11 protein-coding genes are annotated in these 15,845 nt (G+C 42.4%); 5 read left to right on the top strand and 6 right to left on the bottom strand.

Features of this window, described 5'->3' with window-relative positions; all coding sequences use genetic code 11:
• The first annotated feature begins 20 nt into the window (after positions 1 to 20).
• The 3 genes from aroC (at position 21) to ACFQ21_RS12970 (ending at position 3,362) form a co-directional block, all read left to right on the top strand.
• Complete coding sequence (gene aroC / locus ACFQ21_RS12980; RefSeq protein WP_377579626.1) at positions 21 to 1,094, top strand: chorismate synthase; 1,074 nt, start codon at positions 21 to 23, stop codon at positions 1,092 to 1,094.
• A gap of 215 nt (positions 1,095 to 1,309) precedes the next feature.
• Positions 1,310 to 2,713, top strand: coding sequence for a dicarboxylate/amino acid:cation symporter (locus ACFQ21_RS12975; protein ID WP_377579625.1), 1,404 nt, complete (start codon positions 1,310 to 1,312; stop codon positions 2,711 to 2,713).
• Between the two features lie 70 nt (positions 2,714 to 2,783).
• Positions 2,784 to 3,362: a NifU family protein gene (locus ACFQ21_RS12970; protein WP_377579624.1), complete on the top strand. Its 579-nt coding sequence runs from the start codon at positions 2,784 to 2,786 to the stop codon at positions 3,360 to 3,362.
• An 89-nt stretch (positions 3,363 to 3,451) separates the two neighbouring features.
• Here the strand turns inward: ACFQ21_RS12970 and ACFQ21_RS12965 are convergent, their stop codons facing one another.
• From ACFQ21_RS12965 to rplU, 4 genes are all read right to left on the bottom strand, one after another.
• A complete protein-coding gene (locus tag ACFQ21_RS12965) occupies positions 3,452 to 4,975 on the bottom strand; it encodes a RagB/SusD family nutrient uptake outer membrane protein (protein ID WP_377579622.1) in 1,524 nt (507 codons plus the stop codon).
• A gap of 18 nt (positions 4,976 to 4,993) precedes the next feature.
• Complete coding sequence (locus tag ACFQ21_RS12960) at positions 4,994 to 8,134, bottom strand: SusC/RagA family TonB-linked outer membrane protein (RefSeq protein ID WP_377579621.1); 3,141 nt, start codon at positions 8,132 to 8,134, stop codon at positions 4,994 to 4,996.
• 403 nt (positions 8,135 to 8,537) lie between these two features.
• Positions 8,538 to 8,801, bottom strand: coding sequence for a 50S ribosomal protein L27 (rpmA, locus tag ACFQ21_RS12955; RefSeq protein ID WP_377579620.1), 264 nt, complete (start codon positions 8,799 to 8,801; stop codon positions 8,538 to 8,540).
• A gap of 31 nt (positions 8,802 to 8,832) precedes the next feature.
• Complete coding sequence (gene rplU, locus ACFQ21_RS12950; RefSeq protein WP_377579619.1) at positions 8,833 to 9,141, bottom strand: 50S ribosomal protein L21; 309 nt, start codon at positions 9,139 to 9,141, stop codon at positions 8,833 to 8,835.
• 418 nt (positions 9,142 to 9,559) lie between these two features.
• Between rplU and ACFQ21_RS12945 the strand changes: the two genes are divergently transcribed.
• Both ACFQ21_RS12945 and ACFQ21_RS12940 read left to right on the top strand, forming a co-directional pair.
• Entirely contained in the window at positions 9,560 to 10,543 is a 984-nt protein-coding gene (locus ACFQ21_RS12945; protein ID WP_377579618.1) for a ribonucleotide-diphosphate reductase subunit beta, read from the top strand.
• Between the two features lie 55 nt (positions 10,544 to 10,598).
• Positions 10,599 to 13,058, top strand: a complete 2,460-nt coding sequence (locus tag ACFQ21_RS12940) for a ribonucleoside-diphosphate reductase subunit alpha (RefSeq protein WP_377579617.1) — start codon at positions 10,599 to 10,601, stop codon at positions 13,056 to 13,058.
• A gap of 140 nt (positions 13,059 to 13,198) precedes the next feature.
• Here ACFQ21_RS12940 and ACFQ21_RS12935 read toward each other — a convergent pair whose 3' ends face one another.
• The gene (locus tag ACFQ21_RS12935) at positions 13,199 to 15,154 is read right to left on the bottom strand and encodes an OmpA family protein (RefSeq protein WP_377579616.1); all 1,956 of its coding nucleotides are present in this window, start codon (positions 15,152 to 15,154) and stop codon (positions 13,199 to 13,201) included.
• Between the two features lie 120 nt (positions 15,155 to 15,274).
• Positions 15,275 to 15,751: a hypothetical protein gene (locus tag ACFQ21_RS12930; protein ID WP_377579615.1), complete on the bottom strand. Its 477-nt coding sequence runs from the start codon at positions 15,749 to 15,751 to the stop codon at positions 15,275 to 15,277.
• Positions 15,752 to 15,845 lie beyond the last annotated feature (94 nt).

The following is a 15,845-nucleotide window of genomic DNA, read 5'->3' as shown; positions in this document are numbered from 1 at the left end:
TCTTCTATCTTCGACCCCGCATGAGCAATTCGTACGGAACCCTATTTAAGATTTCAACTTTCGGAGAGTCACACGGCCCCGCTATCGGTGTTATTATCGATGGATGTCCGGCCGGTTTACAAATCGATGAAAGTTATATTCAATCCGAACTCGACCGCAGAAAACCAGGTCAGTCCAAAATAACGACACAGCGTAAAGAAGACGATACGTTTAAAATACTCAGTGGTGTGTTCGAAGGTAAATCGACCGGCACACCCATTGCCATTGTTATCGAGAACCAGGATCAGCGCAGCAAAGACTATAGTCATATAGCGGAAACGTTTCGGCCCTCGCACGCAGACTATACCTACGAGAGTAAATACGGTATACGCGACTATCGTGGAGGTGGAAGAAGCTCAGCGCGCGAAACGGCAGCACGTGTTGCCGCAGGTGCTATAGCGAAATTGTTGCTGAAGCAACATGGTATAGATATCAATGCCTATGTATCTGAAGTTGGCGATATAAAAACTCCGCACTATACCGAGCTCGATCTTAGCAAAACCGAAGAGAACATTGTTCGTTGTCCGGATGCCGTTACTGCTGAAAAGATGATTGCTCTCATTGACCAGGTACGTCTGGATCGCGATACAATCGGGGGCATTGTTACCTGCGTAATTAAAAATACTCCGGTAGGATTAGGAGAGCCTGTATTTGATAAACTCCATGCCGAAATCGGCAAGGCTATGTTGAGCATCAACGCTGTAAAAGGTTTTGAATACGGAAGTGGTTTTGAAGGAACACGACTTCGTGGTTCACAGCACAATGATGAATTCTATAACGAAGGCGGAAAAATAAAAACCCGAACAAATTTCTCCGGAGGTATACAAGGCGGCATTTCCAATGGCGAGGATATTTACTTTAACGTAGCCTTCAAACCGGTTGCTACCATTATGCAAGATCAGCCCAGCGTTGACAAGCATGGTAACGAAACTACGGTGAGTGGAAAAGGCAGACACGATCCTTGTGTTGTTCCGCGTGCTGTGCCGATTGTAGAGGCGATGGCAGCCCTCGTGCTTGCAGATTTTCTGTTACGCGCCAAAACATCCAGACTTTAAGATCCAATAAAGTCATTTGTCACAACGTTCTGTCTTGTTATTCTTTGCATCACGCATAAGGTCTTTGCGGGCAGAGTAGCACATATATGAGAAGAAACGCTGTGTAAGACTCACGAACATTCGGAGCAAAATCTTTTTCAAGTATATTGCGCCAGCGTATGACTGTTAGCCTCTATGGCCAAGGTCTTTTACCCAATTCGTTAAGAACTTAATCTATGGCTGAAATTAAACCTGAGAAGAAGAGCAGACTCACCCTATATATAATCATTGCCCTTTTTATTGGTATTACGTTGGGGTTCATTCTGAACAAAACCTATGTTAGCAAAGAGAATGGATTAATACAGGTTGCCGATTTTGAAATCGAAACGCTCAACAGTGAGATAAAGAAAACTTCCGACAGTGTTACGTATCAGGCTCTGGAAAAAAACAAAAAGATAGTTGTTAAAGAACGTAGTGAAGTATTGGCTGCACGTGATAAAAAGATGGAGCCCTTCTCGCTGCTTGCTGATATTTTCCTGCGACTCATCAAGATGATCGTAGCTCCACTTGTATTGTGTACATTGATTGTAGGTGTTGCCAAGCTTGGTGATATTAATTCCGTAGGGCGCATTGGTGGTAAGACGTTGCTGTGGTTTCTCTGTGCTTCATTGCTTAGTCTTTTACTCGGTCTTGTGCTCGTAAATATTTTTAAGCCGGGTATTGCCATGCACTTGCCTCTTCCGGAGAACAACGAAAGTGTTGTGGCACGCGTAGCCTTCTCGCTGAAGGAGTTCTTATATCACATGTTCCCGAGTTCCATCATTGATGCGATGGCTAAAAATGAAATTCTGCAGATCGTAATTTTTGCAGTGTTCTTTGGCGTTGCAACGGCTGCTATAGGCGAACAAGGTAAAATAGTGATCAAAGCTTTTGATGCTGCTGCACATGTTATACTCAAGGTAACAGGTTATGTAATGAACTTTGCCCCAGTGGCTGTTTTTGGCGCGATGACAGCGGTTGTTGCCAAGCAGGGCTTAGGTATACTAAAAACGTATTCGCTTTTTATAGGCGAGTTTTATATAGGCCTGGCGTTGTTGTGGTTCTTGCTGGGACTTGCAGGTTTTTTAGTTATAGGCAAGCGCGTAATTAATTTGATTAAACGTGTTAAGGAACCAGTGTTGCTCGCGTTCAGTACCTCCAGCAGTGAAGCTGCTTTCCCGAAGACGATGGAAGAGTTGCAGAAATTTGGATGCAAGGATAAAATCGTAAGTTTTGTTCTTCCGTTAGGCTACTCATTTAACCTGGATGGCAGCATGATGTATATGACTTTTGCTTCGTTGTTTATAGCGCAGTCGTATAACATCACACTGGCGCTGGGTACACAACTCAGTATGTTATTGGTGTTGATGGTAACGAGTAAAGGAATTGCCGGAGTGCCGCGTGCATCGCTCGTTGTTATTGCCGGTACATTGGCAACTTTTAATATTCCGGAGGCCGGCCTCGCGTTACTGATCGGTATCGACCCTTTGCTTGATATGGGGCGCAGTGCTACAAACGTAATCGGTAACAGCATTGCTACAGCTGTGGTTAGCCGGTGGGAAAATTCGTTGGAAAAAGAGGATCCTGACCGCGCTATTTAGGTTTTTGTCAACCCTGTGCATGGTGAACTAAAATCACTTAATTTTGTTGGCATATATAAATCAGAAATCCATGCTACAGGCCGCTCCTAAAAATGTCCATATTTACCTGGAATCAAATCCAAACCCCAATTCATTAAAGTTTGTGGTGAATGAAATGCTTGTGCCGGAAGCCATGAGCTTTGATTTTCCGGATGCCGAGAGCACCGGTATTTCACCACTGGCTAAGGAGTTATTTTCGTTCCCGTTTGTTGACCGTGTTTTCTTCGCGAGCAACTTTATTACTGTAACCAAGAAAGAAGATGTAGAGTGGCTCGAAATTCAGAGCACACTGAAGGAGTATATTAAAAAATACCTCGAAGCCGGTAAGTTTATTATCGAAGTAAACGAAGAACAATCCGCATCGGCTGAAGAAGAGACCGAAACGATTAAAAAAATTAAAACCATTCTGGATGAATATATCCGTCCTGCCGTTGAGCAGGATGGTGGTGCTATTACCTATCATTCCTTTAACGATGGTGTCGTGAAAGTAAGACTGCAAGGCTCTTGTAGCGGTTGTCCTTCATCTATGGTAACGCTGAAAGCCGGTATTGAAAATCTTTTCACCCGCATGATGCCCGGTGAAGTAAAAGCTGTGGAGGCGTTGGGGTAGTATATATCTCCTCCAGCTATCAGTTATATATAGTATAAATAAAAAAAGGTCGTCTGTTTGGACGACCTTTTTTATTGGATGCTTATGTTTTAGTTTCTTTCCAGCAACTGGTTTACAAATAACTCAGATGAAGGCATTGGCCAGACATAGTTAGGATCCGTTGGATTAACGGCTGAGATGGTAGCTTTACCTGGAATAGGAATGTTTAATCTCATACAGTCAATCGAACGAAGTCCTTCTCCGAGAAACTCAGCTCTTCTTTCCTTCAGAATCGCAGTAACGAATTCATTAAAATCAGCAAAGTCAGCAGCATCGTAAGCTGTACCTTTCGAACGTGTTCTTACAGCGTTAACAAGCTCCAGTGCGCGGGTGTCAACTGATTCTGTTGATCTGGTGATAGCCTCAGCAAGATTCAACAACACTTCCGAATAGCGCATGATCGGAGAGCTGTCGGTATACGGTGAGGCTGAAGAGAACTTAGTCAGATAATATGTACTATCTGTAATAACACCTGAAGAGTTCTTGATATATACTTTGGTAGTTTGTTTTCTGCGATCGTCAGCAACACTTAATGTAGCTGTGTCACCCAGTATACCTTTACGATTCAGATAGTATTCGCCATTACCGGTGTTGGTTGAAGGAGTTCCGGCAGAAGCAGGTAAGTAGTAATACCCTAACTGGTTCTGAGTACCCGGAGCATCCAGTGTAGTGAAAGGCAATGAGAATATACTCTCAGAGCTTTGATACGGAGTAGCCCATATAGCCGCAAACGTAGATGAAAGCTGGTGCGCTACACCGGTAGAAGCTTTGAAAGGAGCAGCTGCAGAAACAATTTTATCCGCTTCTGTAACTACTTTATCCCAATCTTGCATGGCCAGATATACTCTTGTCTTGAAGGCAATCGCTGTATTTCTGTGTGCACGGTTAGGTGCTATAGAGCCTGTTCTTGTAAGTGGTAATTTTTGTTCCGCAAAATCAAGATCGGCCAGTATCTGCGTATATACTTCTGCCACTGTGCTGCGAGCCAGATTATTGTTTTCAAAATTAGTCTCCGCCTGTAAACGAAGTGGAAGACCAAGGTCTGCACCATTTGAATTTACATAGGGGCGTGCATAAAGCTGAAGCAAGCTATAGTACGTAACGGCTCGCAGGAATCGCGCTTCGGCACGGTATTCATCTGCTGTTGCTGCAAAGGTTGCAGGAAATACAGGAGCAACAAATGTAGCAGCGTTGTCATCCATGCCCTTCAGAAATACATTTATCTGATTGATGGCCTGGTATGCAGCGGTCCATAAATTGTTAACCTCGTTAGTCGATTCCACCAACGTGTGGTTATAGGTTTGTAAACCCGTAACACCGTTTGTTAAGCGGTTGATGAATTCCTCGGCACGTATATCATTATAGATAAGATAGCGTGATCCAAGAAAGTTACCGTCCTTAACGAAATCATATAGTCCGTTTACCTGCTGGTCAATACGAACAGGAGTATCGAATACTGCATCGGAAGGGTAGCTTGTTTCAGGAGCCAGATCGAGCAGGTCAGTCTGGCAAGAGAACATACCACTGAGCAATACAGTAAAGAAGCAAAGTATAGATAGTTTATTCTTTTTCATAGTTGTAAAAAATTATGGTTAGAAACCAATGCTTAATCCTACAGTATATGTTCTGGCTTGTCCAACAGAGTTTCTGTCGATACCAGGAGTAAGGTTGGCATTACCATTTGTAGAGATCTCCGGATCGATACCATCATAACCTGTTAACAGGAATGCATTTTGCACTTGTGCATAGATTCTGGCGTTGGCAATCTTGAGTCTGTCAAGTATAGTCTTGCTGAAAGAGTATCCAAGGGAAATATTACGAACGCGGAGGAAATCACCTTTCTCTACGTTTTCAGAGATCGGGAATGAAGATCCGTTCGATACGTTATCGGTATATACTACACGTGGAATTTTTCCATCAGGATTTTCCGGAGTCCAGCGATCCAGTACATCGGTGTGGTTATTCCAGAAACGCATGTCTCTCAAACCTGCTTTGGTTCCGTTATATATATAGTTTCCGCCTGAGAATTGAATGAAGACTCCCAAGTCGAAATTTTTATACTTGAACGTATTGTCGAAACCTCCGTACCAGGTTGGTATAGTTGGTCCGTATACTACACCATCCACGGCTTGGCTAGGCGCGCTCGTTACAGAACCGTCTGTTACTTTCGTCCAGCGTGAAGAAGATGGCGCTGCATGATTATACTGTACTTGTGTGCCGTCCTTTTTAATGAAGATACGCTGGCCGTTAGCCGGGTTAACACCTGCTGTTGGTACAGCCAGAATACTACCGATCGCTTGGCCTACCTGTGTTACGTTTGCTGTTTCAAGACTTGATGTAGCAGATATAATTCTTGATTCATCCGAGTCAAGTGTCAACACTTCGTTTTTCTGTGTAGTAATATTCGCGTTTACAAACCAGCTGAAGTTACCGTTTTGATAAGCGGTTGCTTTCAGACTAAGTTCTATACCTCTGTTCTGCATCGAACCGATGTTTGCAAGCAGTGAGTTTCTGTCGGCAGCCGTAGGGTTCGGTATACCTTTCGATGGAGATTGAGGAACTTTCAGAATCAAACCATCAACAGCATTGTCGTACCATACAAATTCACCTTGAATTCTGTCCTGGAATAAACCGAAGTTAAATCCTATATCTGTCTTCTTGCTGGTTTCCCATGATAGGTTAAGTGCACCTACCTGTGAGTACGTAATAGTATAGGCAGAGCCATATAGAGCAGAGTTATATAAGTCAAGTGAAGCATAATCATCTATACCCTGGTTGTTACCTACAGAGCCATAGCTTGCTTTGATCTTGAAGAAGTTAACCGTTGAAGATAGTGGTGAATCTTTCCAGAATGATTCTTCTGAAAGGTTATAGCTTATAGAACCTCCGTAGAAGTTACCATACTTCTTACCATCAGCAAAAGCAGAGTATCCGTCTCTGCGGAAGTTGAATGTAGCAAAGTATTTTTTCTTATAGTCGTAGTTCAAACGACCAAAGTAAGAGAGCAGGTAATTTTCACTTTGCAGGTTGTTGGTAGGCGTAATGTTTGCAAAGTTACCCTGGAATGTATCGAAGAAGTTGTCCGAAGATGTTGTGCGGTTGCTACCCCAACGATCGATTTGTGTATACTGTTGTTCGCCACCAACAAGCAATGAGAAGAAGTGTGCATCAGCAAAGTCGAAATCATACTGAGCAGTATTCTGCCAGTTCCAGCGCTTGTTTGTGCGATTGGTGTTGGTAGCAGAACCTTTTGGTGTAAATCCATCACCGTTGAGTGGTGACTGATAACTTTTATCTTCAATGGTAAGGCGATCTATACCATAGGTAGTTCGTAAGTTAAGTCCTTTAACTACTTCCCAGTTAGCATATACACTTCCCTGAATCTGACCGCCGTTGGAAATGAAGTAATCATTATCCAGTACAATAACAGGATTATAAAATCCGGATTGTTCCGTGTTACTCATTTTACCAATGTTACCACCGTCTGTGCTATAGGATCCATCATTCAGATAAGGACCAACGTTTGGTGCAGTCACTAAAGGTAAACGACCAAGACCACCAGTATTAAATGCCTGTCCAGGCAGTGACCCTGTATTAGGTGCTTCATTTATACTGTTGGAGTAATTCATATTTACTCCTACACGGAAATTGTCGAATACTTTATGATCTACATTCAGTCGTGTTACAGTTCTTTCGAAGGTGTTGTTCTTGATCATACCTTCCTGTGAAGTATACCCTACCGACATATAGTATGAAGTGAGGTCGGTTCCTCCGGAGAAATTTATATTATGTGAATGCGATACACCAGTTTGGTAAACTACATCATACCAATCGGTATCAATCGGATTTCCATTGACATCGTTCGTAGGGAAGAATGCAGCTGCCTGATTATTGTTAGCTCTTGCTTCATTCTTTATAGTCATATACTGTTCTGCGTTGAGCAGATCAAACAAGCGAACAGGTTTTGACCAACCAACCCAACCTTCGTAATTGATTTTTGATTTGCCTTTAGTGCCTCGTTTGGTAGTGATCAAAATTACACCGGCACTGGCGCGTGAACCATAGATTGCGCTGGCAGATGCATCTTTCAGAATTTCTATACTCTCAATGTCTCCAGGGTTTAAGTTACCAAGCGGGTTGTTGGCTGCAGAGTTTGTAGAGTTATCACCGGTAAAGGTTGGTATACCATCAATAACAATCAGTGGATAAGAACTCAGGTTGATGGAGTTAACACCACGAATGCGTATAACCGGAGCGTTGTTCAACACACCGTTGGGTGTTGTAATATTTACACCGGCAGCCTTACCCTGCAGTGCCTGATCGAAACTTTGAACGGGTGCAGTTGCAATCTCAGATCCGTTGATAGAAGCGATTGATCCGGAGATCTCCTTTCTGGATTGTGTTCCGTAACCCACTACTACAATTTCACTCAATTGCGTAATGTCCATGGCAAGCGGAACATTGATCACGGTCTGTTCTCCGATTTCAATTTCTTTCGTCTCAAGACCAATAAATGTAAAAACTAAAGTACCTCCGGAGCCCGGAATTTGAATTGAATAATTACCGTCAGCATCGGTGGCAACACCAACCGTAGTGCCTTTTAAAATTACGTTTACACCCGGTAGTGAACTCCCATCTTCAGCAGACGTGACTTTCCCTGTAACCGTTCTTCCCTGCGCCATTAACTGCAATGAAATAGCGCATGAGAAGATCAAGAGTACAATCTTCCTCATAAGTTTTAGTTTAGGTTAATATCCCCCAAAATAAGTTAGATACTTATGAAATAAAATAGCGAGGCTTGAACAATGGGGAAATGCTTCAACGGTTTGCAGGTGCTAAATCAAAATTTTGTTCTGAATTAGTGAAGATCTTGCAGGGACTGACTTGAAAAAGTAAGTTTTTACAACGAAATGATGTTTTAAATTTTTTGGATAAACGGTCTAAACTTTGATGTTAGTTCGCGAATTTTTTAACGAATTCGCCCAAAATGGGCTTTAAAACAATCCACAAATGCTACGGAATGATGTGTATAAATATTTATTGAATTAAAATATAGGGAGCAACATCTATTGGAGAGGATAGAAAACAAAAAAGGCATCTCCATGAGATGCCTTTTGATGTCTTGTCAGGAAGCGATTAAGCTTGTGCGATCGGTTCTACCGATACATAAGATTTATCTTCTCTACCTTTTTTGAAAACCACAACACCGTTTGTAAGTGCAAACAATGTGTGATCTTTTCCGATACCAACGTTTTTACCAGGGTGGTGCTTCGTACCACGCTGACGAACGATGATGTTTCCGGAAATTACTTTCTGACCACCGAAGATCTTAATGCCAAGTCGTTTGCTTTCCGATTCGCGGCCGTTCTTTACTTTACCTTCACCTTTTTTATGTGCCATGGTATTTCTGTGTCGTTAAAGTGTTGATGAATTAACCAATGCTTTCGATTTGCACCTTGGTGAACTGCTGACGGTGACCGTTCTTCACCTGGTAGCCTTTTCTTCTTTTCTTTTTGAAGACAATCACCTTGTTGCCTTTTACGTGTTCAAGTATCTTACCTGATACTTTTAAACCACTTACAGTAGGGGCGCCAATTTGAATATCTCCACCGTTATCAACGAGAAGGATTCTGTCGAAGCTTACAGAAGCTCCTACTTCGCCTTCCATCTTTGGGGCATAGATATATTGGTCTTTAGCCACTTTGAACTGTTTACCTGCAATGTCTACAATCGCGTACATAGCTTTTTAAAATTGGATTGCAAAGGTAAAAAAAGAATCGGGATATCAACCTACGCGGTTCAATAAATTTCCGACTTCGATCGAAATCGATTGGTCGAAAATTTTAAAAAAAAATACTTCGCCAATATTAACTCAAACCATACACGAAAATGACGTTCCTAAGCAGTTATTTTACAGGAACTTATCTGTCCACATTGCATCAACAAGTTATCCACATTTGTAGAAATCAGCTTAGAAATGGCGTTTTGTTTTTTAGAATCGTTCTACTTCTTTTGTACACTTGGTGCTGACCAAAGAACAGGTATTCAATCTGTGTCGTAAGCAAAAAGAATTTATTAGAAATTAAGTAACAGGAGTTAGTAATATACTATCGCCTCATTTAGATATTTTAGTTTAACTCTAAAACCCAAATTATGCCATGAGCCAACAGGAAGAGCCCATACTGAAAGAGAACAAAGATCGCTTTGTACTTTTTCCTATTCGACAACATGATATCTGGAGATTCTATAAACAGGCTGAAGCTAGTTTCTGGACTGCAGAAGAAATAGATCTGAGTCAGGACTTGCGTGATTGGGCTAACTTAAATGATGGCGAAAGACATTTTATAACGCACGTGCTCGCATTCTTTGCTGCGAGTGACGGTATTGTAAATGAAAACCTGGCAGAACACTTTGTATCGGAAGTTCAATATACAGAAGCGAAATTCTTCTATGGCTTCCAGATCGCTATTGAGAACATTCACTCCGAAACATATTCTCTTCTGATCGATACTTATGTAAAAGATCCGAAAGAGAAAGATAAACTTTTTCACGCTGTTGAAACGATGGACTGTGTGAAGAAGAAAGCTGATTGGGCACTGCGTTGGATCGACCAGGGTAATTTCCAGGAAAGATTAATTGCCTTTGCTGCCGTTGAAGGTATATTCTTTTCGGGTTCTTTCTGTTCTATCTTCTGGTTGAAGAAGCGCGGACTAATGCCAGGACTCAGCTTCTCTAATGAGTTGATTTCCCGTGATGAAGGTCTGCACTGTGACTTCGCATGCCATATATATACTCAGCACGTAGTGAACAAACTTCCTGAGCAAACCGTTATCGACATCATTAAAGATGCCGTTGAGATTGAAAAGGAATTTGTTACAGACGCATTGCCGGTAAACCTGATTGGTATGAATGCCGAACAGATGCGTCAGTATATAGAATTTGTTGCCGATCGTTTATTGAATGAACTCGTTGGCAAGAAAATTTACAATGCTACTAATCCATTCGACTTTATGGAGATGATTTCGCTTCGCGGAAAAACCAATTTCTTCGAGAAGCGTGTAGCAGAGTACCAGAAGGCCGGAGTAATGAAGAGCACAGAAAAAGAAAGCACTCCGAAGTTTTCCCTTAACGAGGATTTTTAATTACATTCAAACACTTTTTTAACTTCTCCCATTAAAAACAACCCCTAATTCCGCGATGCTTGTACTAAAACGTGACGGACACAGAGAATCAGTTAAGTTCGACAAAATCACCGCTCGTATAGAGAAACTCTGTTACGGATTGGATCCGAAGTTCGTCAATCCTGTAGAAGTGGCCATGAAGGTGATCAATGGCCTCTATGATGGTGTATCTACACAGGAACTTGATAATCTGGCTGCAGAGATTGCTGCTACCCTGACTACCAAACACCCTGACTTTGCCAAGTTGGCCGCGCGTATAGCCGTGTCCAATTTACACAAGGTAACAAGCAAGTCGTTTTCAAATACCATGAAGCGACTGTATACTTATGTTGACCCGAAGACTGGCCAGAATGCTCCTCTCATTTCAAAAGAAACTTATAAAGTAATTAAAGAGCATGCTGCTGAACTGGATGCTGCGATCATTTACGACCGCGACTTCAGTTACGATTACTTCGGCTTTAAAACACTCGAACGTTCTTACCTCATGAAGGTAGAAGGCAAAACTGTGGAACGTCCGCAGCATATGCTGATGCGTGTAGCAGTAGGTATACATGGCGAAGATATAGCGGCTGCCATCGAGACCTATAACTTACTTTCTGAAAAGTGGTTTACACACGCAACACCTACATTATTCAATGCAGGTACACCGAAGCCTCAATTGTCATCATGCTTCCTTCTCACCATGAAGGATGATAGCATCGATGGTATATATGATACATTGAAACAGTGCGCTAAGATTTCTCAGTCCGCAGGGGGTATAGGGCTGAGCGTTCACAACGTACGGGCTAAAGGTTCTTATATTAAAGGAACAGGTGGAACATCAAACGGTATTGTTCCGATGCTCCGTAATTTCGATATGACCGCCCGCTATGTTGATCAGGGTGGTGGTAAACGCAAGGGAAGTTTTGCTATATACCTGGAACCTTGGCATGCTGATGTTTTTGATTTCCTGGATCTGAAAAAGAACCACGGTAAAGAAGAAATGCGCGCGCGCGATCTGTTCTACGCAATGTGGATTCCGGATCTGTTCATGCAGCGCGTGGAGAACAATGAAATGTGGTCTCTCTTCTGCCCGAACGAAGCTCCTGGTTTAGCTGATGTATGGGGTGAAGATTTTGAACGCCTGTACGAGAAGTATGAAAAAGAAGGCAAGTTCCGTAAGCAGATAAAAGCTCAGGATCTCTGGTTCGAAATTCTTGAATCGCAGATTGAGACCGGAACACCCTATATACTCTATAAAGACGCTGCCAATAAGAAATCAAACCAGAAGAATCTGGGTACTATCAAGTCAAGTAACTTATGTACCGAGATCATCGAGTATACTTCACCCGATGAAGTAGCGGTTTGTAACCTGGCTTCTATAGCATTGCCTAAGTTCGTAACCGAAGATGGTAAGTTCGATCATCAGAAACTTTATGAGATCACGAAAGTTGCTACCCGCAACCTCAATAAAGTAATTGATGTTAATTATTACCCGGTAATAGAAGCGAAGAATTCCAACATGCGCCACCGACCAATCGGTTTGGGCGTACAAGGATTGGCGGATGCATTCATCTTGCTGCGTATGCCATTCGATTCTCCGGAAGCACGTGCATTGAATGCTGATATATTTGAGACTATATACTTTGGTGCAATGGAAGCTTCTATGGAGCTTTCAAAAGTTCAAGGTCCGTACGAAACATTCAAAGGTTCACCGGTATCAAAAGGTATATTCCAGTTTGATATGTGGGGAGTAACACCAACCAGCGGTCGCTGGAACTGGGAACAACTGAAACAGGATGTGAAGAAGCACGGTGTACGCAACTCCTTGTTGGTTGCTCCGATGCCTACAGCCTCTACTTCACAGATCCTCGGTAACAACGAGTGCTTCGAGCCGTACACTTCAAACATCTATACCCGAAGAACATTGTCTGGTGAATTCATCATTGCTAACAAGCACCTGATGAAAGACCTGATGAACCTCGGCTTATGGAGCGAAACGATGAGACAAAAACTTATCGCTGCAAACGGATCGGTTCAAAATATACCTGAGATTCCTCAGAATATTAAAGACATCTATAAGACTGTATGGGAAATTTCGCAGAAGGCTATCATCGATATGTCTGCTGACCGCGGAGCCTATATCTGTCAGTCTCAGAGTCTGAATATACACCTTACCAACCCGAACTTCGGCAAGCTCACTTCAATGCACTTCTACGCATGGAAGAAAGGGCTGAAGACCGGTATGTACTACCTGCGTACAAACGCTGCAGCTGATGCTATCAAATTTACCCTTGATAAGTCTGCGCTTCAGCAGCCTGCAGCAACGGAAGCCACTGCCAATGCAGAACAACATGTAACAGTAGCAGAGCCGGTGGCTGTAATAGTAGGACAAACTTCCGATGCACAGCAAACTACGTTACAGTACGAACAGAAAATGTCTGACATGATGTGTTCGCTGGATAACCCGGATGCATGTGAGGCATGCGGAAGTTAATAAACGTGAACGTTTAAACTCTAAATACAAGAGCCCGGTCAAACTGATCGGGCTCTGTTGTTTTATACCAGGCTAAGAAGTTACCAGTTATATATTCTGATTGTTGTCGCTACTGAAATGAATGTACAGTAGCCCAACCGTTATTTTTCCAGGAATGTAAATTCAATTCTTTTATTTAATGCTTTCCCTTCCGGTGTCTTGTTCGGTGCTACCGGTTTGGATGTGCCGTAACCATGGTAGGTAATTCTGTTTTTTGCAATGCCTTTGCCAATAAGATAGGTTGCAATAGCTTTTGCCTGATTGGCAGTGGAAACCTTTGTCGATGGATTGGTGTGTGCTCCAATATCAATTTTAACATGCGGGTTTGCTTCAAGATACGCAGCAAGCCTGTCGAGTTCAGGGAACGATGCTGCGGCCAGCACGGTTTTGCCGGGTTCAAATACTATATTATTCAGTAATACAGATTGACCGCGTTCTACGGGAACAACGATGAGGTCGTGTGTAATGCGTACTTCATTTGTCTCATTTACTACATCGATCGTTTCATATACCGGGTAATAATCTGGTACAACAGCGCTGAGTGTATACCGGTCTTTTAGCGGGAATCGCAATTCATATTCACTTGTTAATGAATCGACAACGGCAGCAACCGATGAAACGCCCTCGACCTTTACATCAGCCCTTGTGCCAGTAGCCAGTACGTTGCCTGTCTTTTTATCAATAATTCTTCCGGTAACAATAGCCATCTTTTCAGCATCGGCTTGAAGATCAAATGTTACCTCTTCATAGCCATCTATACTCTTCAAGTCTACTACATCCGGGAGTGATTCGAAGTGCTGGGCACTAACCTGCACGTAATAAATAGTGCCATGATTTAGTTTGATCGTATAGGTTCCCTTCACCGGGTCGATCACCGCAGAATCAATTTCTTCACCATCTACTATAATTTTTGCTTTCGCAGATGCCGGTATAGTCTGATCGGTATTCTTGATCAGCAGTTTACCTTTTAGCAATACGAATGAGACAGGCTCTTCTTCCAGGTCGATGGTTACTTCGCGATATTCTTTATCGCGGCTGGCATCAATTGTATGGGGCTTTGCCCCGTATTGGTATAGCTCGGCAGCGATAGAATGACTTTTACCAAAAGGAACTTTTATCTCGAATGTTGCTGAATCTTTGTTGATAGCATGTTCAACAGGTTTACCATCCATCACGATCGTGATGTCTTTACCTTTTAGTACACGTTTTGTTTTTGCATTTACAACTTTACCAGTCACTAAAACATACGGACGATCTTCAAACAGTTTTACTTCGAAGATGTCGCCTTTACCGGTTGAGTTTGTGGTTGAAGAGTAGTATCCCCAAGCTCCATTTATATTTGTCTTTAACGCTGATTCATCACCTGCTGTGTTAATGGTATCATTCAAAGCAATTGGTGCAGACCATGCAGTCCACTCAGTGTCCAATCGTTTTATGATAAATATATCTTTGCCTTTGTCTTTACGCTCAGCAGTATAGTATATGGTTTTGTTATCGATGAGCAGGTGTGGTGTCTGAATTTTTCCTTTTATACCTTCAGCAATAACGGCCTCTTTCCAGCTGCCATTGTCATTCTTTTCGAGTATATATAGTTTGCTCCCTTTTCGATATAACAGTGACTTGCCATCTGCACTCAGCGTAGCATCACTGGATGCCTTGATATTCAGTTTTTGCGGAGCAGACCAGGTATCATTTTGTTTGGATGATAATGAGAGGCCTTCGTCTGTATAAAGTAAGAGTGTATTGCCATCGGCTGTGAGCGCGAGTGCATAATTATACTGTCCTAAATTAAGTGAAGCAGCTCGCTCTGCAGTAGACCATGTGCCATCAGCTTGCAACGAGCTGATCCAGATATCGGCACTCTTTTTGGCTCCATATCCGTTTTGGGGGTGATCTTTACGACTGAAAAAAATCGTTTTCCTGTCAGGAGAAATTACAGGGTTCACTTCATCGTACGCTGTGTTTATTCCACTGCCCAGATTTTTGGGAATAAATGTTGATTGGGCCTGCGCAGAAAAAACAAAAAGCAGAGCACAGATAAATGCCGGGAGTTTCATGAAGTGAAAAAATTTAAGGGAAATAATCTATCCGTGTTAAAAATAGACTACCCTGCTCACTCCCGAAAATCTATGTAATAAAATGTCGGCTTTTTACCTGAAAGTGTTAAGACACGGTGCCTATTTATCTTTTTTCTTCCCCTTTGTAGCGGCTACTTTGTTTTTGCCGACCTCACTCATTGCAAAGCTTCGTGTCATGGTTTTGATCTGTTCGGCCTTCCGGAAACGTAAAGCACTCCAGTCTTCGTCAATCGCTACCATTCTGACAGGTTCCCAGCCAAGCTTCCCCAGGTCATTCCAGCCGTTGTCACGATTAAATTCGCATTTGTACTTCTTGGAAGAACCTTTGGGATAGGCAAACCACAACATGCCATCTTCAATCAGTAAAGGCGATATCTTTTTAGCAAGATCATCCACTTCTTTCTGCTTGGTAACAAAGGCCAGAAAAAACTCAACGCTTTTTGCGCCAGCAAGCGATATTTTTATCGCGACAATATCCTGCATCTCTTCTATATCCCTTTTAAAACTATCAGGTGCGTTGATCACATGAATGGCTTTCTGGTTTTTATAGTTAAGTTTTTTGAAGATCGGATTCATGCCGGTAAAGTTTAGATAGTCAAAGTTACACGAGAAAAATAGCTATATTTCACTTCTTAGAGAATTGCAAGATTATAAAATCCGAAGATCGCAA

The sequence above is a fragment of the Ohtaekwangia kribbensis genome, from assembly GCF_042676245.1.
Taxonomy (GTDB): domain Bacteria; phylum Bacteroidota; class Bacteroidia; order Cytophagales; family Cyclobacteriaceae; genus Ohtaekwangia; species Ohtaekwangia kribbensis.
This window is presented reverse-complemented; position numbering and strand designations above follow the sequence as displayed.

Bases quoted from the DNA above. Each gene is read 5' to 3' on its own strand.
- ACFQ21_RS12940 (WP_377579617.1), top strand. From the start codon at position 10,599: ATGCTTGTACTAAAACGTGACGGACACAGAGAATCAGTTAAGTTCGAC.
- rpmA (WP_377579620.1), bottom strand. From the start codon at position 8,801: ATGGCACATAAAAAAGGTGAAGGTAAAGTAAAGAACGGCCGCGAATCG.
- ACFQ21_RS12930 (WP_377579615.1), bottom strand. From the start codon at position 15,751: ATGAATCCGATCTTCAAAAAACTTAACTATAAAAACCAGAAAGCCATT.
- ACFQ21_RS12945 (WP_377579618.1), top strand. From the start codon at position 9,560: ATGAGCCAACAGGAAGAGCCCATACTGAAAGAGAACAAAGATCGCTTT.
- ACFQ21_RS12935 (WP_377579616.1), bottom strand. From the start codon at position 15,154: ATGAAACTCCCGGCATTTATCTGTGCTCTGCTTTTTGTTTTTTCTGCG.
- ACFQ21_RS12975 (WP_377579625.1), top strand. From the start codon at position 1,310: ATGGCTGAAATTAAACCTGAGAAGAAGAGCAGACTCACCCTATATATA.
- ACFQ21_RS12965 (WP_377579622.1), bottom strand. From the start codon at position 4,975: ATGAAAAAGAATAAACTATCTATACTTTGCTTCTTTACTGTATTGCTC.
- aroC (WP_377579626.1), top strand. From the start codon at position 21: ATGAGCAATTCGTACGGAACCCTATTTAAGATTTCAACTTTCGGAGAG.
- rplU (WP_377579619.1), bottom strand. From the start codon at position 9,141: ATGTACGCGATTGTAGACATTGCAGGTAAACAGTTCAAAGTGGCTAAA.
- ACFQ21_RS12970 (WP_377579624.1), top strand. From the start codon at position 2,784: ATGCTACAGGCCGCTCCTAAAAATGTCCATATTTACCTGGAATCAAAT.
- ACFQ21_RS12960 (WP_377579621.1), bottom strand. From the start codon at position 8,134: ATGAGGAAGATTGTACTCTTGATCTTCTCATGCGCTATTTCATTGCAG.